The sequence below is a fragment of the Amycolatopsis sp. Hca4 genome, from assembly GCF_013364075.1.
In the GTDB taxonomy this organism is placed as follows: domain Bacteria; phylum Actinomycetota; class Actinomycetes; order Mycobacteriales; family Pseudonocardiaceae; genus Amycolatopsis.
Genome location: NZ_CP054925.1, coordinates 75,647 through 101,625, shown reverse-complemented (window position 1 = coordinate 101,625; position 25,979 = coordinate 75,647). Strand labels below are relative to the sequence as shown.

Annotated in this window: 20 protein-coding genes and 1 tRNA gene; 15 read left to right on the top strand and 6 right to left on the bottom strand. The window is 71.1% G+C overall.

Features of this window, described 5'->3' with window-relative positions; genetic code table 11:
* The first annotated feature begins 52 nt into the window (after positions 1–52).
* The 4 genes from HUT10_RS00470 (at position 53) to HUT10_RS00455 (ending at position 5,283) form a co-directional block, all read left to right on the top strand.
* Positions 53–2,143, top strand: a complete 2,091-nt coding sequence (locus HUT10_RS00470; protein ID WP_176169358.1) for an alpha-galactosidase — start codon at positions 53–55, stop codon at positions 2,141–2,143.
* Between the two features lie 106 nt (positions 2,144–2,249).
* Complete coding sequence (locus tag HUT10_RS00465) at positions 2,250–3,521, top strand: ABC transporter substrate-binding protein (RefSeq protein WP_176169357.1); 1,272 nt, start codon at positions 2,250–2,252, stop codon at positions 3,519–3,521.
* Positions 3,503–4,465 (top strand): carbohydrate ABC transporter permease, encoded by a 963-nt coding sequence (locus tag HUT10_RS00460; protein ID WP_176169356.1) that lies wholly within the window; start codon positions 3,503–3,505, stop codon positions 4,463–4,465. The genes HUT10_RS00465 and HUT10_RS00460 overlap by 19 nt, the downstream gene beginning before the upstream one ends.
* Positions 4,462–5,283 (top strand): carbohydrate ABC transporter permease, encoded by an 822-nt coding sequence (locus tag HUT10_RS00455; protein WP_176169355.1) that lies wholly within the window; start codon positions 4,462–4,464, stop codon positions 5,281–5,283. The genes HUT10_RS00460 and HUT10_RS00455 overlap by 4 nt, the downstream gene beginning before the upstream one ends.
* 186 nt (positions 5,284–5,469) lie before the next feature.
* Here the strand turns inward: HUT10_RS00455 and HUT10_RS00450 are convergent, their stop codons facing one another.
* Positions 5,470–7,107, bottom strand: a complete 1,638-nt coding sequence (locus HUT10_RS00450; protein ID WP_176169354.1) for an ABC-F family ATP-binding cassette domain-containing protein — start codon at positions 7,105–7,107, stop codon at positions 5,470–5,472.
* Between the two features lie 179 nt (positions 7,108–7,286).
* Between HUT10_RS00450 and HUT10_RS00445 the strand changes: the two genes are divergently transcribed.
* The 7 genes from HUT10_RS00445 (at position 7,287) to HUT10_RS00415 (ending at position 14,039) form a co-directional block, all read left to right on the top strand.
* Entirely contained in the window at positions 7,287–8,198 is a 912-nt protein-coding gene (locus tag HUT10_RS00445) for a PaaX family transcriptional regulator C-terminal domain-containing protein (RefSeq protein WP_176177604.1), read from the top strand.
* A gap of 2 nt (positions 8,199–8,200) precedes the next feature.
* Complete coding sequence (locus tag HUT10_RS00440; protein ID WP_176169353.1) at positions 8,201–8,980, top strand: enoyl-CoA hydratase/isomerase family protein; 780 nt, start codon at positions 8,201–8,203, stop codon at positions 8,978–8,980.
* A 161-nt stretch (positions 8,981–9,141) separates the two neighbouring features.
* Positions 9,142–11,355, top strand: coding sequence for a glycosyl hydrolase family 18 protein (locus HUT10_RS00435; protein ID WP_176177603.1), 2,214 nt, complete (start codon positions 9,142–9,144; stop codon positions 11,353–11,355).
* A gap of 146 nt (positions 11,356–11,501) precedes the next feature.
* Positions 11,502–12,677, top strand: coding sequence for an alginate lyase family protein (locus tag HUT10_RS00430; RefSeq protein WP_176169352.1), 1,176 nt, complete (start codon positions 11,502–11,504; stop codon positions 12,675–12,677).
* Positions 12,678–12,795: 118 nt separating this feature from the next.
* Positions 12,796–12,869 (top strand) — tRNA-Pro (locus HUT10_RS00425).
* A complete protein-coding gene (locus tag HUT10_RS52005) occupies positions 12,828–13,196 on the top strand; it encodes an MEDS domain-containing protein (protein ID WP_176177602.1) in 369 nt (122 codons plus the stop codon). The genes HUT10_RS00425 and HUT10_RS52005 overlap by 42 nt, the downstream gene beginning before the upstream one ends.
* 540 nt (positions 13,197–13,736) lie before the next feature.
* On the top strand, positions 13,737–14,039 hold the full coding sequence (locus HUT10_RS00415) for a putative quinol monooxygenase (RefSeq protein ID WP_176169351.1): 303 nt from the start codon (positions 13,737–13,739) through the stop codon (positions 14,037–14,039).
* 375 nt (positions 14,040–14,414) lie between these two features.
* Here HUT10_RS00415 and HUT10_RS00410 read toward each other — a convergent pair whose 3' ends face one another.
* Together HUT10_RS00410 and HUT10_RS00405 are read right to left on the bottom strand one after the other, a co-directional pair.
* On the bottom strand, positions 14,415–15,050 hold the full coding sequence (locus HUT10_RS00410) for a response regulator transcription factor (RefSeq protein ID WP_176169350.1): 636 nt from the start codon (positions 15,048–15,050) through the stop codon (positions 14,415–14,417).
* A complete protein-coding gene (locus HUT10_RS00405; RefSeq protein WP_176169349.1) occupies positions 15,047–16,258 on the bottom strand; it encodes a sensor histidine kinase in 1,212 nt (403 codons plus the stop codon). Before HUT10_RS00405 ends, HUT10_RS00410 begins: the two co-directional genes overlap by 4 nt.
* A 135-nt stretch (positions 16,259–16,393) precedes the next feature.
* Here HUT10_RS00405 and HUT10_RS00400 point away from each other — a divergent pair, with 135 nt between their 5' ends.
* Both HUT10_RS00400 and HUT10_RS00395 read left to right on the top strand, forming a co-directional pair.
* Entirely contained in the window at positions 16,394–17,470 is a 1,077-nt protein-coding gene (locus HUT10_RS00400) for an ABC transporter permease (protein ID WP_176177601.1), read from the top strand.
* Positions 17,467–18,138 carry an ABC transporter ATP-binding protein gene (locus tag HUT10_RS00395; protein WP_176169348.1) on the top strand — a complete coding sequence of 224 codons (672 nt, stop codon included), beginning with the start codon at positions 17,467–17,469 and terminating at the stop codon, positions 18,136–18,138. The genes HUT10_RS00400 and HUT10_RS00395 overlap by 4 nt, the downstream gene beginning before the upstream one ends.
* 27 nt (positions 18,139–18,165) lie before the next feature.
* Here HUT10_RS00395 and HUT10_RS00390 read toward each other — a convergent pair whose 3' ends face one another.
* A complete protein-coding gene (locus tag HUT10_RS00390; protein ID WP_176169347.1) occupies positions 18,166–22,200 on the bottom strand; it encodes a CshA/CshB family fibrillar adhesin-related protein in 4,035 nt (1,344 codons plus the stop codon).
* A gap of 70 nt (positions 22,201–22,270) precedes the next feature.
* Between HUT10_RS00390 and HUT10_RS00385 the strand changes: the two genes are divergently transcribed.
* Together HUT10_RS00385 and HUT10_RS00380 are read left to right on the top strand one after the other, a co-directional pair.
* Positions 22,271–22,432 carry a hypothetical protein gene (locus HUT10_RS00385; protein ID WP_176169346.1) on the top strand — a complete coding sequence of 54 codons (162 nt, stop codon included), beginning with the start codon at positions 22,271–22,273 and terminating at the stop codon, positions 22,430–22,432.
* A gap of 219 nt (positions 22,433–22,651) precedes the next feature.
* Entirely contained in the window at positions 22,652–24,220 is a 1,569-nt protein-coding gene (locus HUT10_RS00380; RefSeq protein WP_176169345.1) for a PP2C family protein-serine/threonine phosphatase, read from the top strand.
* 99 nt (positions 24,221–24,319) lie between these two features.
* Here the strand turns inward: HUT10_RS00380 and HUT10_RS00375 are convergent, their stop codons facing one another.
* Both HUT10_RS00375 and HUT10_RS00370 read right to left on the bottom strand, forming a co-directional pair.
* Positions 24,320–24,922 (bottom strand): alpha/beta hydrolase, encoded by a 603-nt coding sequence (locus HUT10_RS00375; RefSeq protein WP_176169344.1) that lies wholly within the window; start codon positions 24,920–24,922, stop codon positions 24,320–24,322.
* Positions 24,919–25,884: a ring-cleaving dioxygenase gene (locus tag HUT10_RS00370; RefSeq protein ID WP_176169343.1), complete on the bottom strand. Its 966-nt coding sequence runs from the start codon at positions 25,882–25,884 to the stop codon at positions 24,919–24,921. Before HUT10_RS00370 ends, HUT10_RS00375 begins: the two co-directional genes overlap by 4 nt.
* Between the last annotated feature and the right edge of the window lie 95 nt (positions 25,885–25,979).

Here is a 25,979-nt window from a genome sequence, read left to right as displayed (position 1 = left end):
GTCAGCGGGACATCCCTTGGCGGCGGGCGCGCCGGTGAGCAGGATGTCCCGCATGGCCGGGATCAGCTTCCTCGAGGACCACCGCACGTGGGTGCTCGGCGGGGGTTCGAGCACGTACGCGCTGCGGCTCGACGAGGACGACGTCCCGGTGCACGTCCACTGGGGACCGCCGCTGGCCGACACGGACGTGGCCGAGCTGGCCGGGAAATCGCTTCCGTGGTGGGACGGGTTCAACGACCCCAACGAAGGGCTCGACGAGCTCGCCGCCGACGGCGGCACCCGGTACTGGACGCCCGCCCTGCAGGTCCGGTTCGCCGACGGCACGCGGGCCCTCGAATGGCGGCACACCGGCTTCGAAGCGGCCGACGATCACTTGCGGCTGTTCTTCGCGGACCGGCACTACCCCCTGCGGATCACGCTGCACTACCGGCTGCGCGGCGCCGTCCTCGAACGCTGGACCGAGCTGAGCGCGGACACCGACGTCGAAGTGGTCCGGGCCGACTCGGCGACCTGGGCGCTGCCGGTTTTCGAGGACTACCGGCTCAGCCACGTCACCGGCCGCTGGGCGGCGGAGACGCAGTTGCACCGTTCGCCCGCGGCGCACGGTGAAACCGTGTTCGCGAGCCGCCGCGGGATCACCGGCCACCACGCGAACCCGTGGGTGATGGTCGACGACGGCACGGCGACCGAGCGCCACGGCGAGGTCTACGGCGTCGCGCTGGCGTGGAGCGGGTCGTGGCGGCTGACCACCACGCGCTCGTCGACCGGGCGGCTGACGGTGAGCGGCGGCTTCGGGCAGGACGGCGTCGTCCACCGCGTCGGGCCGGGGCGCCCGCTGGTCACGCCGGTTTCGGCCGGCCTGTACACGGACGGCGGGTTCGGCGCGGCGAGCCGCGCGTGGCACGCCTACGTCCTCGCGCACGTCCTGCCGCACCCGGAAGAGCTGCGGCCGGTGCTCTACAACTCGTGGGAGGCCACCGGGTTCGACGTCACCGAGGCCGGGCAGCGCGCCCTCGCCGAGCGGGCGGCCGCGCTCGGTGTCGAGCTGTTCGTGATGGACGACGGCTGGTTCGGCGCCCGCACCGGCGACCACGCCGGGCTCGGCGACTGGGAGGTCAACCGCGCGCGCTTCCCGGACGGGCTGAAGCCGCTGGTCGAGGCGGTGCACGGGCTCGGCATGCGGTTCGGGATCTGGGTGGAGCCGGAGATGGTGAACCCGGACAGCGACCTGTACCGGGCCCACCCGGACTGGGTGCTGCACCACCCGCACCGGCGCCGCTCGGAGCTGCGGCGGCAGCTGGTGCTCAACTTCGCGCGCCCGGACGTCGCCGCCTGGGCGCACGAGTGGCTCGACCGGCTTGTCGGCTCGCACGGCGTCGACTTCCTGAAGTGGGACATGAACCGGCCGTTCAGCGAAGCGGGCTGGCCCGGAGAGCCCGACCAGGACCGGCTGTGGGTGGAGCACACGCGGGCGGTGTACGCGCTGCTCGACCGGCTGCGCGCGGACCACCCCGGGCTGCGGATCGAGTCCTGCTCCGGCGGCGGCGGGCGGATCGACCTCGGCGTGCTCGCCCGCACCGACCAGGTCTGGACTTCCGACAACACCGACGCCCTCGACCGGCTGCGGATCCAGCACGGCTACGGCCAGCTCTACCCCGCCCGCGCGATGTCGGCGTGGGTCACCGACAACCCGAACTTCGTGACCGCGCGGTCGGTCCCGCTGCGATTCCGGTTCCACGTCGCCATGGCCGGCGTGCTCGGCCTCGGCGGCGACATCGTGCACTGGCCCTCCGAAGATCTCGCGCTCGCCCGGGATCTCGTCGCGCTGTACAAGGACGTCCGGCCGGTGGTGCAGCACGGCGCGCTGTACCGGCTCCGGCCGCCGGTCGACGACGGCGTCACCGCCCTGCAGTACGTCCACGGCGATCGCGCGGTCGTGTTCGCCTACCGGCAGTCCGCGCACTTCAACGCGCCGGAGCGGCCGCTTCGGCTCGACGGCCTCGACCCGGCCGCACGCTACCTCGATCCGGCTTCGGGCCGCGCGCACAGCGGGGCGGTGCTGCTCGCGCACGGCCTGCCCTTCGACTTGCCCGCCGGGGACTTCGCCAGCACCGTCGTCCGACTCGAACGCATAAAGATCTGATCTATCTCCCGCTTTCCGCGGTTCCCGTGGCGCCGGACGCTTGACATCGCCGAATAGGTCCGATGAAATGCGTCATACATCACATATGGTGGAAGGTGGCTTGGACATGAGACGGTCCCTGGCGCTGGGAGCAGCGGCGCTCCTGGCGGTGAGCGGGTGTTCGGTCGGCTCGAACACCGGCAGCGGCGGCGACGCGAAGATCACCTTCCTGACGTTCGAGACCCCGAACCTCACCCCGGCCTACTGGGACGCCGCGATCAAGCGCGTCACGGACAAGAACCCCGGCATCAAGGTCAAGAAGCTCGTCGCGCCGACCGCCGACGGGCGGACGTCGTACGCGAAGCAGCTGCTGCAGTCGGGGCAGTTCCCGGACGTGATGATCGCCGTGGACTCGGCCGGCTTCGCCGAAGCCGGCAACCTCTACGCGTGGACGCCCGAAGAGCTGAAGGACTTCCAGTTCCCGCAGGCCAACCCGGTGAACGGCAAGTACTACCAGCTGCCGGCCAACACCCAGACCATCCCGCCGGTCTACTACAACAAGAAGATGTTCGCCGACGCGGGCATCGCGGCGCCGCCGAAGACGTGGGACGAGCTGGTCGCCGACGCCGGCAAGCTCAAGGACAAGGGCTTCTCGCCGTTCACCATCGGCGGCGGCAAGGACGGCTTCCCGTCGTCGATGATCCTCTCCGGCCTGGTCAGCACCGAGGTCTACAACACGGTGCCGGACTGGCTCACCCAGCGCCGTGAGGGCAAGGTGAAGTTCACCGATCCGGCGTTCCAGCACGCGTTCTCGAAGCTCGCCGACCTCGCGGCGAAGGGGTACGTGGACAAGACCAGCGTCTCGCGCGACTACGCGGCGACCGAACAGGCGTTCCTCGACGGCCAGAGCGCGATGTACCCGATGGGCAACTGGTTCGCCGCCAACGCCGACTCGAAGAAGCACGACTTCGAGGTGGGCGTGTTCAACTTCCCCACCGAGGACGGCAAGCTGGTCGTCCCCGCCTACACCGGCGGCGGCATGATCGTCAACGCCAAGGCCGCGAACCTCGACGCGGCGCGGAAGTTCGCCCTCGGCTTCCAGCTCGACAAGGACCAGCTGGACGCTTCGGTGAAGGCCGACGGGCTGTTCCCGGCGATCAAGGGCTACACACCGCCGTCCGACGTCGGGCCGACGTTCAAGGCCGGATACGACCTGTATTCGCAGGCGGTGCAGCAGAACGCCGTGGTGCACGCCTTCCGGTGGGAGACGGCCGACGACGGCCTGCTGCCCGGGATGAAGGACAAGGTCGACCAGGCCGCGCAGGACGTGATCACCGGCCGCAAGCCGGTGGCCGACGCGTGCGCGTTCCTGGACACCGAGTGGGCGAAGGCGGGCTGACGTCCTTGACCGCCGTCGTCTCCCGTCCGGCCCCGCCCCGCCCGGTCGCGTCCCGCCGCCGACGGCGCCCGGTCCTGCCCCGGCTCACCCACTTCGCGTCGTTCGGCGCGCCGGGCGTGCTCGTGTACCTGTGTTTCGTGATGGCGCCGATCCTGATCAGCTTCGGGTACAGCCTGACCGACTACAACCCGTTCCACCCGCCGGTGAAGTTCGCCGGCTTCGCCAACTACCGGCTGCTGTTCACCGACTCGCAGTTCCTCACCGCGCTGCAGGTGACCACGATCCTGACGTTGATCGTGGTCATCGTGCCCAACCTGCTGGGCTTGGGGGTGGCGTTGCTGCTGGACCGGAAAGGGTGGCTGTACAACGCTTTGCGGAGCGTGTTCTTCACGCCGGTGATCCTCAGCTCGGTGGTGGTGTCGATCGTCTGGTCGCGCTTGCTCGACGACCGCGGGCCGCTGAATTCGCTGCTGCGGGCGCTGGGTGTCGAGCACCCGCCGGGCTGGCTGTCCGACCCGGACGTGGCGCTGTATTCGGTGGCGTCGATCGTGTGCTGGCAGATGCTCGGGTTCTGCGTGGTGGTCTACCTGGCCGGGCTGCAGGGCGTGCCCCAGGAGCTGCTCGAAGCGGCGGAGATCGACGGGGCGGGGCCGCTGCGCCGGTTCCGGGCGGTGACGTGGCCGCTGCTGGCGCCGTCGCTGACGATCAACACGGTGGTGCTGCTGATCTCGGCGTTCAAGACCTACGACTACGTCAAGGTGATCACCAACGGCGGCCCGGGTTCGGGCGCGACGGCCACCATCGCGTTCGACGTCCTGCAGACGGGCTTCGATTCCAACCACGTCGGTTACGCGTCGGCGATGGCGGTGGTGATGCTGGTGATCGTCGCCGTCGTCACGACGATCGTGCTGGGTTTCCTGCGCCGCCGGGAGGTGGACCTGTGACCCGCGCGTTGGCCCGCCCCACGGCGGCCGTCCTGGTCGGCGCGGTGTTCTTCGTGCCGCTGTACCTGGTGCTGGCGAACGTGTTCAAGCGGGGGGACTTGATCGCGAAGGAGCCGGCGTCGCTGCCGTGGCCGCCGACGCTGTCGAACATCCACGCGGTGCTGACCCGGCCGGACGGACTGTTCTGGGTGAGCCTGACGAACAGCATCGTGGTGACGGTGCTGTCGATCCTGGTGCTCGTGGTGCTGTCGGCGATGCTGGGCCACTACCTGGCGCGCTCGGGCAAGCGGTGGACGAAGGTGCTCACGCTCGTGCTGCTCGCCGGGTTGATGATCCCGCCGCAGGTGATCCTGATCCCGATCACGGACGTCCTGCGGATCACCCACCTGATGGCGACGGTGCAGGGGCTGATCCTGTTCAACGTCGGGTACTACGTGCCGTTCGGGGTGTTCGTGTTCACCGGGTTCATCCGCGGGGTGCCGGTGGAGCTCGAGGAGGCGGCGTTGCTCGACGGCGCAAGCCGGATGCAGGTGTTCTGGCGGGTGGTGTTCCCCCTGCTCCGCCCGGCGACGGCGTCGGTGTTGATCTTCTTGGGCGTGTGGATCTGGAACGACTTCATCGACCCGTTGATCATCCTCGGGCCGAGCCAGGGAACCACGATCACGACGGGGATCTACCGGTCGATCGGGCAGTACCAGGCGGACCTGGGGAGCGTGTTCGCGCTGATGTTCCTGGCTACGCTGCCGGTGTTGATCTTTTACCTGGCGTTGCAGAAGCAGTTCGTGAAGGGGTTGACGGGCGGGGCAACGAAGGGGTGAGCGGCGCTCTCGCGCGAGAGCACCGCTCCAACCTTGGAACAGTCAGCGCTCTGTTTCGAGAGCACTGCTCACCATGACTCCAGAGCGGCGCGCGCAGTTGAGAGCACTGCTCACACACCGGCGCGAGCAGCGCTCACGTCCGAGAGCACCGCTCACCAAAGCCCACTCCGCGCGAGCACCCCAGGCTCACAACTCGCTGACCTTGCCCCCGTCAACCACCAGCCGGCGCGTCACCTGCACCGCATCGAGCATCCGCCGATCGTGCGTCACCAGCAGCAACGTCCCCGGATACTTCTCCAAGGCCGCCTCCAGCTGCTCGATCGCCGGCAGGTCCAGGTGGTTGGTCGGCTCGTCGAGCACCAGCAGGTTCACCCCGCGCGCCTGCAACAGGGCCAGCGCCGCCCGCGTCCGCTCCCCCGGCGAAAGCGTCGCCGCCGAGCGCAGGACGTGCGCCGCCTTCAAGCCGTACTTCGCCAGCAGCGTCCGGACCTCGGCGTCGGCCAACTCCGGCACCTCCCGCGCGAACGCCGAAGCCAGCGGCACGTCACCCAGGAACAACCGCCGGGCCTGGTCGACCTCCCCGACCACCACACCCGGCCCGAGCGCAGCGGCCCCGGACTCCAGCGGAACCCGTCCCAGCAAAGCCGCCAGCAGCGTCGACTTGCCCGAGCCGTTGGCCCCGGTGATGGCGACCTTGTCCGCCCAGTCGATCTGCAGGTCCACCGGCCCGAGCGTGAACGACCCCCGCCGCACCACCGCGCCGCGCAACGTCGCGACCACCGCGCCCGCCCGCGGGGCCGGGGCGATCTCCATCCGCAGCTCCCACTCCTTGCGCGGCTCCTCGACGACCTCCAGCCGTTCGATCATCCGGTCGGTCTGCCGCGCCTTCGACGCCTGCTTCTCCGTCGCGTCGGCGCGGAACTTTCGGGCTGCCTTGTCGTTGTCGGGCTGCTTCCGGCGAGCGTTCTTCACGCCCTTTTCCATCCACGCCCGCTGCATCCGCCCCCGCGCCTCCAGCGACGCCTTCGTGTCGGCGTATTCCTCGTACTCCTCGCGCGCGTGCCGCCGGGCGACTTCGCGCTCCTCGAGGTACGCCTCGTACCCGCCGCCGTAGACGTTCACCTGCTGCTGAGCCAGGTCCAGCTCCACGACGCGATCCACCGTGCGGGCCAGGAATTCGCGGTCATGGCTCACCAGCACCGTCGCCGCGCGCAGGCCGGACACGAACCGCTCCAGCCGGGCCAGGCCGTCCAGGTCGAGGTCGTTCGTCGGCTCGTCGAGCAGGAAGACGTCGTAGCGGCTCAGCAGCAACGACGCGAGCCCCGCCCGCGCCGCCTGGCCGCCCGACAGCGACGTCATCGGCTGGTCCAGGTCCACGGCCAGGCCGAGGTCGGCGGCCACTTCGGCGGCCCGGTCGTCGAGGTCGGCGCCACCGAGGGCCAGCCACCGGTCCAGTGCCGTGGCGTAGCGGTCGTCCGCGCCGTCGTCGCCCGCCGTCAGGGCCTCCGTCGCCGAGTCGAGGTCGGCTTGGGCCGCCGCGACGCCGGTGCGCCGCGCCAGGAAGGCCCGCACCGACTCGCCTTCGCGGCGTTCCGGCTCCTGCGGCAGGTGCCCGACCGTCGCGGCCGGCGGGTTCAGCCGGACTTCGCCGCTGTCCGGCTTCGCGAGCCCGGCCAGGGTCCGCAGCAGCGTCGACTTGCCGGCACCGTTGACCCCGACCAGGCCGACGACGTCCCCCGGCGCGACGACCAGATCGAGACCGGAGAAGAGGATGCGATCACCGTGGCCCGCGGCCAGGTCCTTCGCGACGAGAGTTGCGCTCATGAGGTAGCCGAGTCTACGACCTCGTGGTGAACTGTCAGATCAAGGTCAAAACCACCGACAGTGTGTGTCCTGTGGCGCTTTGATCACTCACTGTGGGTACCCTGTTCGGTTGTCGGTGCCACAACTCGTCAGCGCAAGAACACAGAAGTGCCACGAACACAGTGAGGTCGGTGAACAGCATGGGCGAGCCCGCTCCCCCGGTCACCCTCGGCCGCAGGCCGAAACCGAGGGAAAGCCGCCCGTCCGCGCCCCGGCCCACGGTGAGCCGGCGCCGCGAGGTCAGCCACGCGAGCGCGCGGTCGCTGCTGATGACCGTCCTCGGCGAGTACGCGCTGCCGCGGGACAAGCCGGTGTGGACGTCGATGCTCGTCGAGGTGCTGGGCATCCTCGACATCGAGGAGAAGTCGGCGCGGCAGGCGCTGGCCCGCTCCGCCGCCGAGGGCTGGGTGGTTTCCGAGCGCGTCGGGCGCCGCGTGCGCTGGTCGCTGACGCCGCCGGGGCGCCGCCTGCTGACCGAGGGCGCCGACCGGATCTACGCGTTCGGCCGCGAGGAACGCCGGTGGAACGGCCAGTGGCTGATGCTGATCGTCTCCGTCCCCGAGTCCAAGCGCGACCTGCGGCACCGGCTGCGCACCCGGCTGACCTGGGCGGGCTTCGGCTCGCCGGTCGCCGGCGTGTGGGTCAGCCCGGACCTGTCGCGGCAGCGGGAGGCGCAGCAGATCGTCAGCGAGCTCGGCCTGGACGCGCAGGCGATGTCGTTCACCGCCGCCTACGGCGAGGTCGGCGAGCAGGAGTCGATGGTCGCGCGGTCCTGGGACCTGACCGACCTGAAGGACCGCTACGAGGACTTCATCGACCGGTTCACCGGGCTGCACCCCACCGGCGGCCGCGCGGTGCTGCGCGCGCAGACCGAGCTGGTCCACGAGTGGCGGCGGTTCCCGTTCCTCGACCCGCAATTGCCGGCCGAGCTGCTCCCGGCGAAGTGGAGCGGGACGAAAGCGGCGGAACTGTTCCATCACAAACACGTCGACTGGCGCCCCGAGGCCCAGCAGTATTGGGACGACATCGTCGAAGCCGAAGAAGCAGGGTGAACATGACCGACCAGGTCCGCCTCGATCGTGACGGCGGGCTCGCCGTCCTGACCGTCGACGCTCCGCCGCTGAACCTCTACACGGCCTCGCTGCAGTCCTCGCTGGGTTCGGCGATCGACGAGCTGGAGGCCGAACCCGCGCGGGCGCTGCTGGTCCGCGCCGAGGGCAAGATCGTCAGCGGCGGCGTCGACGTCTCGCTGTTCGACGCTCAGGGCTCGCCCGCCGAGGCGAAGGTGCTCTTCGACCAGATGCTGGCGGTGCCGGACCGGATCGCCGCGCTGCCGTTCCCGACCGTCTTCGCCGCGCACGGCCTGTGCCTGACCTGGGCGTTCGAGGTGGCCGTGGCCTGCGACATCATCCTGGCGGCCGACCGCGCGAAGTTCGGCCTGGTCGAGAAGGTCGTCGGCCTGACCCCGACGATGGGCGGCACCCAGCGGCTCGCCGCGCGGGCCGGCGTCGGGCGCGCCAAGGAGTTCGTGATGACCGGCGACACCTACGACGCGGCGACCCTGGAGCGCTGGAACGTCGTCAACCGGGTCCTGCCGAGCGAGGGCTTCGACGACGCCGCGCGCGCCTTCGCCCACCGGCTGGCCGAGGGGCCGACCCGCGCCCATGTGGCGACGAAGCGCGTCCTCGACCACTTCGCCGCCGGCGGCGTCCCGGAGGCGAACGCGCACATCACCACGATCGCGGCCGAGCTGTTCGAGACCGAGGACCTCCGCAACGCCGTGAAGTCGTTCCTCGCCGACGGACCGGGGAAGGCGACCTTCTCCGGGCGTTAACCGTCCGTTCGGACACCGGTTGCCGCCGTTCGGGCCTGCGCGGTTCTCCCCGCACCGGGTTACATTCGATGTGGTCTAGACCACGTCGTCCCCCGCCTCGTGCCGCTTGGAGAACCGCCATGAGACGCACTCCCGCACGACTACGCTCCGCACTCGCCGCCTTGCTCATCGCGCTCGGCGGCACCGCGGCGCTCGCGCCACCCGCCGCCGCAGCCGGTTCGCTGACCGCCACCCTGGCGTTGAGCGGCACCACCGGCACCTACACCGTCGCCAACACCGGGACCACGTCGGTGAGCAACTGGGCGATCACCTTCACGCTGCCCGCCGGCGTCACCGCGTCGACCGGGGAAAACGGCACGGTGACGCAGAACGGCACCCAGGTCACGCTGACGCCCGCGTACTACATCGCGACGCTGGCGCCGGGCCGGAACACCTACCCGTACAGCCCGACGTTCCGGCTCAGTGCGGCCGCGACGCCGACCCAGTGCCGCGTCGACAACGCCAACTGCGACGGTTCACCGGACACGCCACCGGGCGCGCCGTCGAACCTGCGTCTCGTCACGAAGACGACCAAGACGGTCGCGCTGGCGTGGAACGCGTCGGCGGCCGGCTCGCTCCCGGTGACCGGGTACGACGTCTACCAGGGAGCTTCCCTGGCCGTGTCGGTGACCGGGACGAGCGCGACCGTTTCCGGGCTCGCCCCGGGGACGGCCTACACGTTCACGGTGAAGGCCAAGGACGCCAAGGGGAACACGTCCCCGGCGAGCACTGCCCTGTCCGTGACGACGAACAGCCCGGCCGACGACACGCAGCCACCGTCCGCCCCGACCGGGTTGCGCTCGACGGCCGCCGACTCCGGCAGCGTCTCGCTGGCCTGGACGGCGTCGACGGACAACACCGGCGTGATCGGCTACGACGTGTACCGGGGATCCGTACTGGCCACGACGGTGACCACGACGTCGGCGGTGGTGACCGGCCTGGCACCGTCCACTTCGTACACGTTCACGGTCCGCGCCCGCGACGGCTACGACAACGTGTCGGCGCCGAGCGCCGCGGTGACCGCCCGGACGGGTGACATCGTCTCGGGGTATGCGAAGGTCGGGTACTTCGTGCAGTGGGGCATCTACGGGCGCCAGTACTTCGTGAAGAACCTGGAGACCTCGGGCGCGGCGGCGAAGCTGACGCACCTGCTGTACGCGTTCGAGAACATCGATCCGGTGAACCTGACCTGCCTGTCCGGCGTCACGAAGGGCACCACGGCGAATCCGCAGGACCCCAACCAGGGTGACGGCGCCGGTGACGCCGAGGCCGACTACTCGCGGCCGTTTTCCGCGGCGCAGTCGGTGGACGGCGTGGCCGACACCGGTTGGGAGTCGCTGCGCGGCAACTTCAACCAGCTCAAGAAGCTGAAGGCGAAGCACCCGAACCTGAAGGTGCTGGTGTCGCTCGGCGGCTGGACGTACTCGAAGTACTTCTCCGACGTCGCGGCGACGGACGCGTCGCGCAAGAAGTTCGTTTCGTCCTGTGTGGACACCTGGCTGAAGGGCAACATCGCGCCCTACGGCGGCGCGGGCGGACCGGGCACCGCGGCCGGCATCTTCGACGGCATCGACCTCGACTGGGAGTGGCCGGCCAGCGGCGACGGGCACCCGGGCAACCACTGGAGCCCGAACGACAAGGCGAACCTGACGGCGCTGCTGGCCGAGTTCCGCACGCAGCTGGACGCCTATGGCGCGACGACCGGCAAGCGGTACCAGCTGCACGCGTTCACCCCGGCGGACCCGGCGAAGGTCGCGGCCGGCTGGGACCTGTCGAAGGTGTTCAGCTCCCTGGACGTGGCCAACGTGCAGGGGTACGACTTCCACGGCTCGGGCAGCGACAACTCGTGGGAGCCGAACCGCACCGGCCACCAGGGCAACCTGTACGCCGACGCGGACGACCCGTACAATTTCCACTTCAGTGCGGAAAGCGCGATCAATGCGTACACGAACGCGGGCGTCGACCCGCGGCGGCTGACGCTCGGCCTGGCCTTCTACGGCCGCGGCTGGCAAGGCGTGGCCGACGGCGGAAAGTTCGGCGAATGGCAATCGGCGAACGGTGCGGCGCCGGGTCAGTTCGCCGAAGAAGCAGGCACCCGCGGGTACGCGAACCTGGTGGCGAGCGTGCCGAACTGCACGGTCCACCACGACACGGCCGCCGTCGCGACGTCGTGCTACACGGGCAACGGCGGGCAGTGGTGGACGTTCGACGACGCCTGGTCGATCGGGCTGAAGACCACGTGGCTCAAGTCGCGCGGGCTGCTCGGCGTGATGGCGTGGGAGATGTCGGGCGACACCGGCGCGTTGATGAACGCGGTGAGCGCTGGGCTCGGCTGAGGGGTGCGTGTTCAGCCCGCTGAACAGTTCCGTTCAGCGGGCTGAACCCTTTCTTTGGGACACAAAGAAAAGCTTGACCAGTCATGGTCTGGACCATGACACTGAGCCGACGCGCGTCCCCAGACACCGTCGTCTCGAGGAGAGCAATGTCCCGATTCCGCAAAGTGCTCGCGCTGGTCCCCCTGCTCGTGGGCCTGGCCGCCGTCCCGGCCCCGGCCCCGGCTTTGGCAGCCCCGGCCGCGTTCACCCACCCGGGCGTGCTGGTGAGCCGGCCGCAGCTCGACTTCGTCAAGGCCAAGGTGAACGCGGGCGCCCAGCCGTGGAAGGCGGCGTACGACCAGGCACGGGCCAGCTCGTACGCGTCCCTGTCCCGGACGCCGAAGCCGCGCGCGGTGGTCGAATGCGGCTCGTATTCGAACCCGAACTACGGCTGTACGGACGAGCGCGAAGACGCACTGGCGGCGTACACGGACGCCCTGATCTGGTACATCACCGGCGACGCGCGCTACGCGCAGAAGGCGATCGCCCTGATGGACGCGTGGTCGGCGGTGATCACGAGCCACACGAACAGCAACGCCCCGCTGCAGACGGGCTGGGCGGGCTCGTCGTGGCCACGGGCGGCGGAGATCATCAAGTACACGTACTCGAGCTGGCCGAACTCGGGCCGCTTCGCCACGATGTTGCGCAATGTCTACCTGAGCAAGGTGATCAACGGCAGCAACAGCAACGGTAACTGGGAACTGTCCATGATGGAGGCCGCGGTAGGCATTTCGGTGTTCCTGGAGGACAGGACGAGCTACGACAAGGCGGTAACCCGCTACCGCAACCGCGTCGCGGCGTACGTGTATTTGTCATCGGACGGCGCGCTCCCGAAGACGGTCCCGGGCAGTGGCCTGTCCTCCCGCGACCAGATCGTGAACTATTGGCAGGGCCAGTCGACATTCGTGGACGGCCTGACCCAGGAAACCTGCCGCGACTTCACCCACACAGGCTACGGAATAGCGGCCATAGCGGACGTGGCCGAGACACTCCGCATCCAGGGCGAAGACGTGTACCCGACGGAGATCGGCACCCGCCTGCGCCAGGCGTTGGGTTTCCAGTCGAAGTACCAGCTGGGAGCGGCGGTGCCGTCATGGCTGTGCGGAGGCCACCTGAACCTGGGCCTCGGCCCGGTGACGGAGGTGGGCTTCAACGCCCTGAACACCCGGCTGGGCATCGCGATGTCGAACACCCAGACCTTGACGGAGCGCCAGCGCCCGGCGGGCTCGAACAACCTGTTCGTGGCATGGCAGACCCTGACCCACGCCGGCAACCCTGCGTAAGCCCCGCCCCCAGTCCTTTTGTGGTGTTTTCGCAGATCAGAGGGACTGGGGACCCTGCTTGCAGGGCGGTTCGGAGGGCACGCTAGAGTACTTCTCACGCACTCAGGGAGTGCGGGTCCGGGCTGTGGCGCAGTTTGGTAGCGCACTTGACTGGGGGTCAAGGGGTCGCAGGTTCAAATCCTGTCAGCCCGACGGACAAGCCACGTTTACGCAGGTAGACGTGGCTTTCGTCGTATCAGGGGTCCGGTCAGACGCCGAGACCCGGGGCATGCCGGACTGACCGAACTGTTCCGGTACGAGGCCGCGCTGAACGACTTCACCAGCCGCTACCCGCAAGCGTTCCTGTGCGTCTACGACATCTCGCGGTACCGCGAGAACATCGTCCTCGACCTGCTCAAGACCCACCCACAGGTGCTGATGTGCGGAGTACTGCTGGAGAACCCGTACTACCTGCCCCTGGCAACGGGCGTGCCTCCACCCACGTCCGGCAGGGGGGCGAGACCGGCGACACGGTCATAGCCGCCGTTGCGCCCCAGTCCAGCAGCCGGTTCGCCCCCCGACCGCGGAATCAGGTGTTCACTGCGGTCGGGGCGGCCCCCTTTTGATCGCGCTGTCCATTGCGGATTCGTTCGCGGTGAGCGGTGATGGCGAGAGCGGCAGCGAGCACGGACAGGATCTCGTACTCCAAGACTGGGAAGTCCGACGAGTGCTCACGCTGCAGCTCGGCCGATCTCGCCACGGGACGGTCGTCAGAAGGCCTTCGCCGCGGCCTCGGCCACCGTCTGGTCCTGCTCTCAGCGGCCTTGGCCTCCCCCGCGATGGCAACCCGCCGGGCGTCCTCCAGCGACACGGACTCCGACCTGACGATCATGGCCAGGTTCCTCCTGCCGTGGATACGCGGTGGTGAGCCCCCAGCTTGGTGCCGTCCGGCCCCGGGCGCCTCCGCCCGGCAGGCCCACAACCGCGGTCGATCTCGGGCCCGGCGGGCCGAAGCCCCGCCCGCCACCCCGCCCGATGCTGGGACCGGTCCGGAGACCGAACGAACCGCAGGAGGCAGACATGGCCGTCACGGTGGGACTGCTCGTCACACTGGAGGCACAGCCGGGCAAGGAGGCCGACGTCGAAGAATTCCTCAACACCGGCCGCTCGCTGGTCGAGGACGAGCCGGACACCTACCCCTGGTTCGCCGTCAAACTCGGACCAACGACCTACGCGATCGTGGACTTCTTCCCCGACGACGCCGGCCGCACGACCCACCTGCAGGGAAAAGTCGGCCAAGCCCTCGGGGCGCGGGCCGACGAGCTGTTCTCGAAGCCGCCGGACATCGCGCAACTCGATGTGCTGGCATCGAAGCTGAAATAAGGAGAGCCGAACACAGCGCTCGTCATCGCCGAGGGCAGCGCGACGAAGACGACGGTGAGGCCCGCCGAGGTGCTGCACGCCGTGATCCGGCACCGGTCGAGCCTGTCGAGCACATTTCCGAGCCGGGGCCCGTCGGCTCGCAAGGGTGCTCGAACCCGGCATTCCAAGCTGCTCCCGCCGCGTATCTCGTCCTCGACCGCGACCTCAGGATCCACGCCGCCGATCCGGCCTACACCACGGCCACGCTGACCAGCGCGACCGACCTGGCCAGTCGCGAGAGACGGCGGACGGGCTTGATCAGGCAGTGACAACCCGCGCAGCCGGCCGCGAACCCCGGCGCAGGGAAACGGCAAACGCTCAGCAGGCCGCCCGGCGTCAGCGGCGGATGAGCCCCAGGTCCGTCGCGGTCGCCACGGCGGCGGTGCGGGAGTCGACGCCGAGTTTGGTGTAGCAGCGCGCCAGATGCGACTTCACCGTGCCTTCGGTCAGGTGCAGGCGCTGCGCGATGGCCCGGTTGGACAGCCCGTCGGCGACCAGGGTGAGGACCTCGATCTCCCGCCGGGTGACCGCGACATCGGGTCGGCGCATCCGATCGAGGAGCCGGTCGGCGACGGTCGGTGCCAAGGTGGTGCGCCCGGACGCGGCGGTCCGCACCGCGGCGGCCAGTTCGTCGGGATGGGCGTCCTTGAGCAGGTACCCGGTGGCCCCGGCCTCGATGGCGGGCAGGGTGTCGGCGTCGGCGTCGTAGGTGGTGACGACCAAGACGCGGGGCGCGCCCGGCCGCGCGGTGATCGCCGCGGTCGCGTCGGCTCCGGTCATCCCGGGCCCGAACTGCAGGTCCATCAGGACCACGTCGATGTCCCCTTCGGCTGCTCGCGCCACGGCGGCTTCGGCTGTCGCGGCTTCGGCGACCACCACGAGGCCGGGCTCGGTCTCCAGTACCGCGCGCAGTCCCGCCCGCACGACGGGGTGGTCGTCGGCCAGCAGCAGCCGGATCGGGGTGCCGGTCACGACCGGGCCTCGAGCCGGGTATCGCCGGGCAGGGGAAGCCGGGCGGCCAGCGCCGTGCCGCGACCGGGTGCCGACTCGACGGCGAAGGAGCCACCCAGCGCCTGGCTGCGGGTACGCATCGCCGCGAGCCCGAACCCGCCTTCGCCGGGATCGGCCACCGGCAGTGTCCTGTCGTCGAAGCCGGCCCCGTCGTCGACGACGTCGAGGGCGACCTCGTCACCGAGGAAGCTCAGGGTGATCTCGGCGGTGGCGGCGCCGGCGTGCCGGACGGTGTTGGCGAGCGCGGCCTGGGCGATGCGCAGCAGCGCGACCTCGTGCGCGGCCGGCAGCGGGACCGGGTCGCCGGTGACGTGGAAGCTCGCGGTGAGCCTGTGCCGGGTACTGGTGGTGGCGCACAAGCGTTCCAGCGCACCGGCCAGCGTGGTGTCGTCGAGCGCCGGCGGGGTGAGCGCGGCGACGAAGCGGCGCGCCTCGGCGAGGTTGTCCGCGGCGGCCTGGCGGGCCTGCTCCACGTAGCGGGCGGCATTGCCCGAGGCTTCGGGCAGGGACCGGCCGGCGGCGCGCAGCAGCAGCTGGATGCTCGACAGCCCTTGAGCGAGGGTGTCGTGGATCTCGCGGGCCAGGCGCTCCCGCTCGGCCAGCACCCCGGCGGTGTGCTGCGCCTCGGCCAGGTCGGCGCGCGTTTCGGTCAGCTCCTCGATCAACCGCTGACGGCGTTCGCTTTCCCGGTACAGCGCCTGGTAGCCCCACACCACGGCGACCGCGACGGCCGCACCGAGCGCCGGGCCGATCGCGGCTGCCGGGCTGAACCCACCCTGGTGGGCGGCGAAAGCGGTGATCGCGACCACCGCCGTCGCGATCACCGCGGCCGGCCCGAAGCGCCGCGGCAACAGGTGAAGCTGCAGGAAGTACAGCGGGAACGCGACCCACACCCCGTCGGCGGTCAGCACCACCAGCAAGAGCCACCCGGCGTTCAGCAGCCCCAGCCACGCCGCGGCGGCCCACCGCGACGCGCGAACCCGCGGCAGCAGCGGCCCGGCCGCGTACACCACGGCGCACGCCACCACCACCGCGACGACCGCGGCGGTGTGAGCGTGGCCCCCGGCCACGGCCCGCACCGCCGCCAAGGCGAGCAGGGCGAGCACCAGCAGGTGCAGGCACCAGGTCAGCACCCGGCTGGTCGGGGTCAGGGCAGGAGCGGTGTTCACAGTGCTTCCCAGCCTACGGAGCCGTGGCTCGAGCCACCTCTATCGAAAGGTGGAGACGGCGCGCCGCATTCCGGCCCGGGAAGTGCCATCCCCGGCCCGATGCCGCAGCGGTGGTCCGCGACGACGATCGACGCCATGTTCGTCGCCTGGAGAGACCTCAAGTTCGCCAAAGGGCGCTTCGCCCTGATGGGCACCGTCATCGTGCTGATCACCCTGCTGGTCGGCCTGCTGTCCGGACTGACCGCCGGGCTCGGCTGGCAGAACGTGTCCGCCATCGCCGGCCTGGCCGCCGACAAGATCGCCTTCGCCGCCCCCAGCGGGGGCCAGAGCCTGTCCTACGCCAACTCCGCCGTCACCCGGGCGCAGTGGCAGCGGTGGTCGGCCACACCCGGGATCACCAGCGCCGAACCGCTGGGCATCACCACCACCAAAGCCGACGCCGGCGACCGCAGCACCGGCGTCTCGGCTTTCGGTGTCCTGCCCGGATCCAGCCTCGCCCCCGGCTCTGGCCGGCTCACCGAGCACTCCGTCGTCCTGTCCGAGACGGCCGCCGCCGACCTGGGCACTCGGCCCGGCGGCAGCATCACCCTGGCCGGACGGCGGCTCACCGTGGCCGCGGTGTCCGGCGACGCCTGGTACAGCCACACCCCCGTCATCTGGACCACCCTCGCCACCTGGCGGGCGATCGCCCCGCCCACCGGCGGAGACGCGACCGTGATCGCCCTGACCACGACGTCCGGCGCCGACCTCGACACCACCGACCACGCAGCCGGCACCACCACGGTCTCCCGGGACGACTCCCTGGCCGCGATCGGCTCCTACACCTCCGAAAACGGCTCCCTGCAGTTGATGCGCGGCTTCCTGTTCGCCATCTCCGCCCTGGTCATCGGCGCCTTCTTCACCGTCTGGACCATCCAGCGCAGCGCCGACATCGCCGTCCTCAAGGCACTGGGCGCCACCACGTCCGGACTGCTCAAGGACGCGCTCGGCCAGGCCGTCGTCCTGCTGGCAGGCGGCACCCTCGCCGGCACCGGGCTCGCCGCCGCACTCGGCGCCGCGCTCGCCGGCACCGCGATCCCCTTCGTCCTCACCCCCGCCACCGTGCTCGTTCCCGCCGCCGCCATGGTTCTGCTCGGCGCGCTCGGCGCCGCGCTCGCCATCCGCCGCATCACCTCCGTCGACCCGCTGACCGCACTCGGGAGCGCCCGATGAGCCTCGCCCTGACCGACGTCACCCTCACCTACCCCGACGGCGACACCCGCCTCACCGCACTCGACCGCGTCACCCTCGACGTCCCCCGCGGCACCCTGACCGCGCTGGTCGGCCCGTCGGGGTCGGGCAAGTCCAGCCTGCTGGCCGTCGCCGCGGCACTGATCACGCCCGACTCCGGCACCGTCGTCATCGACGGCACCACCGCCACCGGCCTCCCCCGCGGCGAACTCACCGATCTGCGCCGCCACAAGATCGGCGTCGTCTTCCAGCAGCCCAACCTGTTGCCCGCTCTCACCGCCGCCGAACAACTCCAGGTCATGGCCGCCATCGACGGCCGCTCCCCGGCCAAGGCCCGCACCCGCGCGCTGGACCTGCTCGACGCCGTCGGCCTCGGCCCCCAGGCCGGCCGCCTCCCGCACCAGCTCTCCGGCGGCCAGCGCCAACGCGTCAACATCGCCCGCGCCCTGATGAACGACCCCACCGTCCTCCTCGTCGACGAACCCACCAGCGCCCTCGACCAGGAGCGGGGAGCCGCCGTCCTCGACCTCATCACCCGCCTCACCCACCAGCGCGCGACCGCGACCGTCCTGGTCACCCACGACCGCACCCACCTCACCGCCGTCGACCGGATCGCCGAAGTCCACGACGGCCGCGTGACGACCGCATGAAGGGGTCCGCGGCCTGCCCCGGCCGGCTCACCGGGTCACGTCCCGTCGCCTGACGGCCGCGCACAGCGCTGCCCCGGCCAGGAACAGCACGCTCGCCAGGCCGAGCAGCCTGCCCACGTCCGTGCCGGTGCTGGGGAGCCGGTGCGGGCCGCCGGTCGGTGCCGGTGCTACCGGGACGACGGCGACCGCCTGCCCGGCGGGCACCGGCGACCCGTCGGGCCCGGTGCCGGCCGCGGTGGCGACGTTGCGCACCCGGCCGGCGGCCACGTCGGCGGCGGTGACCGTGTGCGCGGGCACCGTGCACGTCATCGCCTGGCCCGGCGCCAGCTCGGTCGCGGGGCAAGTCGCCACGCCCGCGGACGGGTCGTCGACCCGGATCTCCCGGACGGTGACCGCACCGGTGTTGCCGACGGTGACCGTCCACTCGATCCGGTCGCCGGCGCCGGTCACGCCGTCGCCGTTCACGTCGACCGGCCGGGCCGATTTGGTGATCGCGAGTGCCGCGGCGGCGGTAACCCGCACCGTCGCGCTCGCGGGCGCCGACTCCGCCGCCGGACCGCCCGCCGGCGGGATTCCCGACGCGACCGCGGTGTTGTCGATCCGCCCGGCGTCCACATCGGACTGCGTGACCCGGTAGGTCGCGGTGCACGTCACGTGCTGCCCCGGCACCAGCGGACCGGCCGGGCACACCGCAACCGGTGCCCCGCCGCTGCCGGTGAAGCGGGTTTCGCGGATCGACAGCGCGGAGAGCGTCACATTGCCGGTGTTGGTGACGACGAACGAGTAGGTGACCTCCTGCCCGGCCGCGGACACCGTACCCGGCGAGGCCGTCTTCGCCAGGGTGAGCGCGGCGTCCGGCGGCGTCGGCACGACGACGGTCGACGGATCCGAAACCGTCGGGTCGCCCTGGGGCGGGGTACCGGTGGCGACGGCCGTGTTGGACACCTTTCCGGCGTCCACATCGGACTGCGTGAGCACGTAGGCTGCGGTGCACACCGCCTGCTCCCCCGGAGCCAGCGCGGCCACCGTCGCGCCGCCGCCCGGACAGGACAGCGGGGACAGCCGTCCGGTGCCCGAGAACGCCGTCTCGCGCACCTCGACCGCGGTCAGCGTGCGGTTCCCCGTGTTGGTGACCACGAAGGAATAGGTGACCGTCTGCCCGGCGCGGAAGTGCCCGTCGTCAGCCGGATCGGCGGACTTGACCAGCAACAGCCCCGGCTTGCCGGGCACGGTCACCTTCGCCCGCGACGGGCCGGAGGTGACCGGTTCACCACCGGGGGCGATGCCGGTCGCCTCGGCGGTGTTGGTCACCGTGCCGGCGTCGGCATCGGCCTGGGTCAAGGTGTAGGTGCCTGTGCAGGTCTGCGCCTGCCCGGGCGCCAGCGTCCGCGACGGGCATTCGACGACCGGCGCCGGGCCGGTGCCGCTGAACGCCGTCTCGCGCACGGACACCTCGGCGAGGGTGCGGTTTCCGGTGTTGGTCACGGCGAAGCGGTAGCGCACCGTCTCGCCCGCGCCGGCCACGGTGGCCGGTTCGGCGGACTTGACCAGGGTGAGCGCGGCCCCGCCACCGGCGGTCACGACCGCCGTCGCCGGCGGCGTCAGCACCGTCGGCAAGCCCGTGGGCGGGGTGCCCGCCGCCGTGGCGCTGTTGGTGATGCGACCGGCGTCGAGGTCGGCCTGGGTCACCGCGTAGTCCGCCGTGCAGGTGACGACCTGGCGGGGTGCGAGCACCGCGCTCCCGTCCGGGCAGGTGATCGCGCCCAGCGGCCCGCTGCCGCTGAAGGCGCCCTCGGTGATCGCCACCTCGGTCAGCGTCACGGTGCCGGTGTTCTCGAGCGTGAACGAGTAGCGAATCGGCTCCCCCACAGACGTCACGACAGCCGGCCGGGCGGACTTCACCAGGGCAAGGGCGGCCGAGCGCGTGGCGGTCACCTTCGCCGACGACGGCTCCGACGTCGTCGGTTCCGTCGCGCGGGGTGGCGTTCCGCGCGCGACAGCGGTGTTCTCCACCGCGCCCGCGTCGACGTCGGCCTGCGTGACCGAGTAGGTCGCCCGGCACGTCTGCGCGGCGCCCGGGGCGAGCACCGTCTCCGGACAGGCGACGACGGGCGCCGGGCCGGAGCCGGTGAAGCGGACCTCGTCGACACCGACGTCCCGCAACGTCACGTCACCGGTGTTCGTGACCACGAACGTGTAGCCGACGGACTGGCCGGCGCGGTCGACGGTCGCCGGATCGGCGGTCTTGACCAAGGTGATCGCCGGGTGCGCGGGCGTCGGGATCGAAACGCTCGAAGGGTTCGACGTGGTCGGGACCCGCGAGCCGGGCTGCTTGCCGTTCGCGGTGGCGGTGTTGTCCAGCCGGCCCGCGTCGACGTCGGCCTGGGTCAGCACGTAATTGGCCGTACACGTCGTGCTCGCGCCGGGAGCCAGCGTGGCGACCGGGCAGACGGCCGTGGACAGGACACGGCTGCCGGAGAAGGCGGTTTCGTCGATTCCGATCTCGTTCACCGGCACGTTACCGGTGTTAGTCACCAGGAAGGAGTAGGTGATCGGCCGACCGGCGGTGTAGGCGTCCGGGTTGTCGGGTGAAGCCGACTTCTTGAGCGTCAGCGCCGGGGCGGGCTTCTCGGTCGGGGTGCGGGTCGACGACGGGTCGGACGTCACCCGGGTGGCATTGCCCGGAGGCAGCCCGGACGCGGTCGCGGTGTTGACCGCCTCCCCGGCGTTCTCGTCGGCCGGGGTAATGACGTAAGGCGCCTGCGCGGTGCAGGTCTGCGACTCCCCCGGTGCGAGGCTCGGGCGGGGGCACGTGACCGGCCCGGCCTTCGCGTCCGTCACGGCGATGTCGTGCAGTTCGAGCGCGCCGGTGTTGGTGACGGTGAAGGTGTACCCGATGGTGTCGCCCGCGTCGGTGATCCCGTTGCGGTTCACGTCGACCGGTGCCGCGGCGTGCTTCTCCAGCTTCAGCTTCACGGGTTTCCCCGTGTTCGTGACCGTGCAGGACACGAAGTCGCCGATGCCGACGTGCACCCGCGCCGAGTCACCGGCGTCGCCGGCGGGCAGTTCCCCGTCCGCCTTGCCGTTGCGGGTGCAGGACCACGCTCTGTCGTAATTGGACTCCAGGCCCGAGGTCGCCGTCTCGCGCAGGGTGTAATCACCACCACGGGCCCCGGCCAGCACGGTGACTTCGCCGGTGCTCGCCGAGTTGCCGCCACCGGTGTCGGCCGAGGCCAGCACGCTGCCACCCGGCGCCGCGACCGAGACCGCGAACGAGTCGCCAGGGAAGCCCCGCACGACCTTCTTGGCCAGCTGGAGACTGGAGACCAGCACGCCGAACCCGACTGCCTGGCGCCCGCCGCCCACCATGCGCTGGCTGAACGACGTGGGGTCTTCGGCGGAGATGATCGCGGTGCCGGTCTTGTTCGCGCCCGTGCGACCGGTGCAGCGCACGGTCCGCGTGCCGATGCCGGTGTACCCCCCGCCGCAGGCGTTCCCGATCCCCGGATCGGTTCCCGTCGCGGTCAGTGACTCGAGTCCCGAGGACGAGGTCCATTCGATCGACTCACCGGCGTCGGTCGACTCGGCGTCCGCGCCGACCAGCCCGTACCCCTGCACCACTGCTCCGGTGCTGTCAGTGGCCACGATGTCGGTCAGCGCGGCCACCGTCGTCGTGCCGAAAGAGGTCTGGTAGAGCGCCGGGCGTCCGGGCACACCCGTGTAGTGCCCGGAATTGCCCAGGTAGGCCGCGGAATACGTCGGCAGCCGGTTCGCGGCCACGGGACCGCCGGACACCTTGAGCGTGACCGCGAGCCGGTAGCCGCCGGGCAGCGCGAAGGTCAGCCGCTGGCCCGCCGCGGAGGTGGCCTCCGCGGCGTCGTAACCGGACAGGTCGAACCAGCACAGCGTCCGCGCGTAGGTACCGGTGCCCGCCGAGGCGAACCCGCAGTCGTGGGTCGCGGCGGCGGCGCGCGTGGGCGGCCCGAACGCGGACACGCACCACGCGAGCAGTGTCGCCACCACCAGGAGCGCCGGCCCCTTTCGCCACGACACGCCACTCATCGACCGACCTCCACCTCGGCTGCTGCTCAGGTCATCGTGCGCGACCGACCGGAAACCAGCTGGCAGAAAGATGATCATTCAATCGATCGTGGCGGGCGTGCAGGCGCGGCCGGCGGCTTACTCGCCCAGCACGACCACCGCGCCGACCGGCGGCTCGACGGCGACAAGGCTTTCCTCGGCCGCCTCGGGAGCGCGGCTGCCCCAGGTTCGCGGCAGGCAGGTGATCGCCTGAAGCGATTGGCTCCTCCGGCCTTTGTGCATGGAGGTGAAAGCCCGACAGGGTCGTCCACCGGCCTCCCGGTGCGAGCCAACCGACGCGCAACCGATGCATCCGCGTCTCACGGCGAATTCAGGGCCTGCATTCGCTCGCTCGAGCAGCTAGTCTTGAGCTCGACCTGCTGTCGAGCGGCGATGGGGTGAGGAGCCCACCACCTGGGGGTGCTCTGCTGATGTGAAAAATCTACCCGCTTCGGCTCCGGACAACACCGCCTGGCTCAGTGCGCCCTCGCCCGCGTTGCAGGCGCGGGACAATCGATGCATCGCGCTCAACGCCGCCGCTCGGGTGCTGTTCCCGGCGTTGCGAGCGGGTGACCTGCTCCTTCCGGCGGTGCCCGGTTGGCTGGCCGGCCCATCGGAACCCGCGGCCGGAGGCCGGATCGGCGACCGCTGGTTCGCCAGCCACCGTGTGGACCAGCTCGACGGCTCGGTGCTGTGGTGGCTGTCCGAGGTGACCGACAGCGACAGAGCCAGGCAAGAGCTGCTGGCGGAGCGCGACCACACCGCACTGCTGGCCCGGTTGTCCGCGGAGTTGTCGTCGGCGGACGAGTTGCGCTGCCAGCGAATCACCGCGGAGCTGGCCGGTACGCACCTGGCCGATGTCGCCCTGGTCGTGGCACCGGGCGAACTACCGGGTGAGCACGACGTGACCCGGTCGATCCGGGGGCAGCGCGCCCGGGCGCGTTCCCTGCCGATCGACCCGGAGACGATGCCCGGGCTGGCGGAGGCGCTCACCGGGTTCCCCCCGATCCCGTCGGCCTGGATCGACCCGGCGCTGGTGCCGCCCTGGCTGGCGGCGCCGGGCCTCGGTCCGGTCGCCTCGGTCGCGGTGACCTCGTTGCCCGGGCACGGCACCCCGGTCGGTGCGCTGGTGCTGTTGCGCGGCACAGCCCGGCCGGCCTTCTCCGAAGACGACGAACGTTTCGTGCGTTCCTTCGCCGCCCGGGCCGGCCTGGCGATCTCCACGGCGCGGCTCGTCGCCAGGGAAACCGCGGCCGCCGCCACCTTGGCCAGGCAGCTGCGTCCGCCCCGGGTCGGCCGGATCAACGAAGTCGACTTCGCCGGCCGCTACCAGGCCGCGACCGACCCCGACCGCGTCGGAGGTGGCTTCTACGACGTCTACCCACGCTCCGGCACCACCGCAGAGCCGGTCGCCGTGCTGGGGGACGTGTGCGGCAAGGGACTCGAAGCCGCGGTGCTGAGCGGGAAGGTCCGCACCGCGCTGCACGCACTGCTACGGCTGGTCAGCGATCACCACCAGATCCTGAACCTGCTGAACGACGTCCTCCGCCACGACGGCGACGCACGGTACGTCACGCTGGCACTGGCCTCGGTTTCGCGGCACGGCGCATCGGCCCGCGTACGGGTGACGGCCGCCGGCCAGCTGCCGCCTCTGGTGGTCCGCGTGGACGGCCGGGTCGAACCCGTCGCGACGTCCGGTACGTTGCTCGGAGTGCTACCGGCCGTCGAGGCCACCACGGCGGAGGTCCTGCTGGCCCCGGGTGAGACGTGCCTGCTGTACAGCAGCGGGATCACCGAAGCCCGTGGCGGCCCATTCGGCGACGCCATGTTCGGCGGAGAGAGGCTCGCCGAAGCGCTCGGCGCGTGCGCGGGAATGCCCGCCGAGGCAGCCGCGGAACACATCCACATGCTCGCGTCCGAATGGGCGCGTTCCGGCCGGCACGACGACTTGGCAGTCCTGGCGATCACCGCACCTCAGGTGCGCCGCCCGATCACGGGCTGACGTCCTCGGCTCGGCCGCCGTCGCGCGCCCGGCGATCGACCTGCAGTCCAGCTTCACCGCCGCAGGCCGGGCGAGCCGGGTCCGAGCTCCGGACGAACGTCAGGCCATGATCCACTTCGCGGCCGCGCGGACGCCGTCGAGCGTGATCTGGTGGCCGCCGGGGTGGCGCTGCGTGACGACGTCGGCGCCGCGCTCGCGCAGCAACCGGATCAGCTCCTCGGTGGATGCCAGCGGGGCCATCGGGTCGCGTTCGCCGTTGGCCAGGAAGACCCGCGTCGCACTCAGGTCGTGCGACGGCGGCTCCGGCACCGGTGACATCGCGGCGAACAACACGGCTTCACGGACGACCTCCGGCCGCAGCAGCGTGACCGCGGCCGCGATGTTGGCGCCGTTGGAGAACCCGACGGCGACCAGCCGCCGGTCACCGAGCCCGTACTTTTCGCGGGCTTCGACGACGAAGTCCGCGAGCTCGTTCGCGCGCTCGACGACGTCTTCGTGGTCGAACACGCCCTCGGCGAGCCGCCGGAACCAGCGTGCGGCGCCGTGCTCGGACACCGGGCCGGCCGGGGCCAGCACCGCGGCGTCCGGGCTCAGCTCGCGCGCCAGGCCGATCAGGTCCTCCGGGCTGCCGCCGGTGCCGTGCAGCAGGAGCAGCAACGGCGCGTCCGGTGCGCCCTCGACGTACTTGTGCTGCAGCGTCATGACAGCTCCGGGTTGTTCTCGGCGGGGAGGTTCAGCTTGGGCAGCATGTGCTGGATCTCTTCGCGGCGCGGTTCCAGCCACGGCGGCAGCTTGAGCGCGCGGCCCAGCTCCAGCAGCGGCTCGTCGATCGCGAAGCCCGGCTCGTCGGTCGCGACCTCCAGGAGGGTGCCACCGGGCTCGCGGAAGTAGATCGAGCGGAAGTACTGACGGTCCAGGATGGACGTGACGTGCACACCCCGGCCGACCAGCTCCTCGCGCCAGGTCTTCTGGGTCTCCTCGTCCGGCGCGCGCCAGGCGACGTGGTGCACGGTGCCCGCAGCGACCAGCCCGCGCGGCGCGTCCGGGGTCACGAGGACGTCGACCAGCGCACCCGGCCCGCCGTCACCGGCGGCGAAGCGCAGGCGGTTGCGGTCCTGGCCCGCGAAGGTGAGACCGAGGCCGTCGGTCAGCATGCCGGCGGTGGCGTCCTCTCCGGACACCGAAAGCGTCACCGAATGCAGGCCGCGGATGGCGTGCGCGGCGGGAACCAGTTCGGTGTCCCAGGGATCGCGCGGGTCGCCCTGCGGGTGCGCGACCAGAGCGAGCTCGAGGCCGTCGGGGTCGCGGAAGGTGATGGTTTCCTCGTTGTCGGCGTTGCGGACCTGGCCGGTGTCGACGCCGTTGGCAGCCAGGTGCTGCTTCCACCAGCCGAGTGACGCCTCGGGGACGGAGAACGACGTGGTCGTCGCCTGACCGGTGCCGCGGCGGCCGCTCGGCGCGTCGGGCCACGGGAAGAACGTCATCAGCGAACCCGGCTTGCCGGCGCTGTCGCCGTAGTAGAGGTGGTACGTGCCGGGGTCGTCGAAGTTCACGGTGGTCTTCACCAGCCGCAGGCCCAGGGTCCGCAGGTAGAAGTCGGCGTTGCGCTGCGGGTCGCCCCCGATCGCGGTGACGTGGTGCAAGCCGGACGTCTTGATCGACATGGTTGCCTCCTCTGCTTAAGGTAACCCCCTAACCTCTCGCTCGCAAGATATATTCCGTGCAGACATTCGTCAGGGTGGGACTCCGTGGACCTGCC

Coding starts and splice junctions, on each gene's coding strand:
- HUT10_RS00445 (WP_176177604.1), top strand. CDS start 7,287: ATGGGCGAGCCCGCTCCCCCGGTCACCCTCGGCCGCAGGCCGAAACCG.
- HUT10_RS00465 (WP_176169357.1), top strand. CDS start 2,250: ATGAGACGGTCCCTGGCGCTGGGAGCAGCGGCGCTCCTGGCGGTGAGC.
- HUT10_RS00400 (WP_176177601.1), top strand. CDS start 16,394: ATGTTCGTCGCCTGGAGAGACCTCAAGTTCGCCAAAGGGCGCTTCGCC.
- HUT10_RS00390 (WP_176169347.1), bottom strand. CDS start 22,200: ATGAGTGGCGTGTCGTGGCGAAAGGGGCCGGCGCTCCTGGTGGTGGCG.
- HUT10_RS00430 (WP_176169352.1), top strand. CDS start 11,502: ATGTCCCGATTCCGCAAAGTGCTCGCGCTGGTCCCCCTGCTCGTGGGC.
- HUT10_RS00440 (WP_176169353.1), top strand. CDS start 8,201: ATGACCGACCAGGTCCGCCTCGATCGTGACGGCGGGCTCGCCGTCCTG.
- HUT10_RS00385 (WP_176169346.1), top strand. CDS start 22,271: ATGATCATTCAATCGATCGTGGCGGGCGTGCAGGCGCGGCCGGCGGCT.
- HUT10_RS00370 (WP_176169343.1), bottom strand. CDS start 25,884: ATGTCGATCAAGACGTCCGGCTTGCACCACGTCACCGCGATCGGGGGC.
- HUT10_RS00415 (WP_176169351.1), top strand. CDS start 13,737: ATGGCCGTCACGGTGGGACTGCTCGTCACACTGGAGGCACAGCCGGGC.
- HUT10_RS00450 (WP_176169354.1), bottom strand. CDS start 7,107: ATGAGCGCAACTCTCGTCGCGAAGGACCTGGCCGCGGGCCACGGTGAT.
- HUT10_RS00375 (WP_176169344.1), bottom strand. CDS start 24,922: ATGACGCTGCAGCACAAGTACGTCGAGGGCGCACCGGACGCGCCGTTG.
- HUT10_RS00395 (WP_176169348.1), top strand. CDS start 17,467: ATGAGCCTCGCCCTGACCGACGTCACCCTCACCTACCCCGACGGCGAC.
- HUT10_RS00470 (WP_176169358.1), top strand. CDS start 53: ATGGCCGGGATCAGCTTCCTCGAGGACCACCGCACGTGGGTGCTCGGC.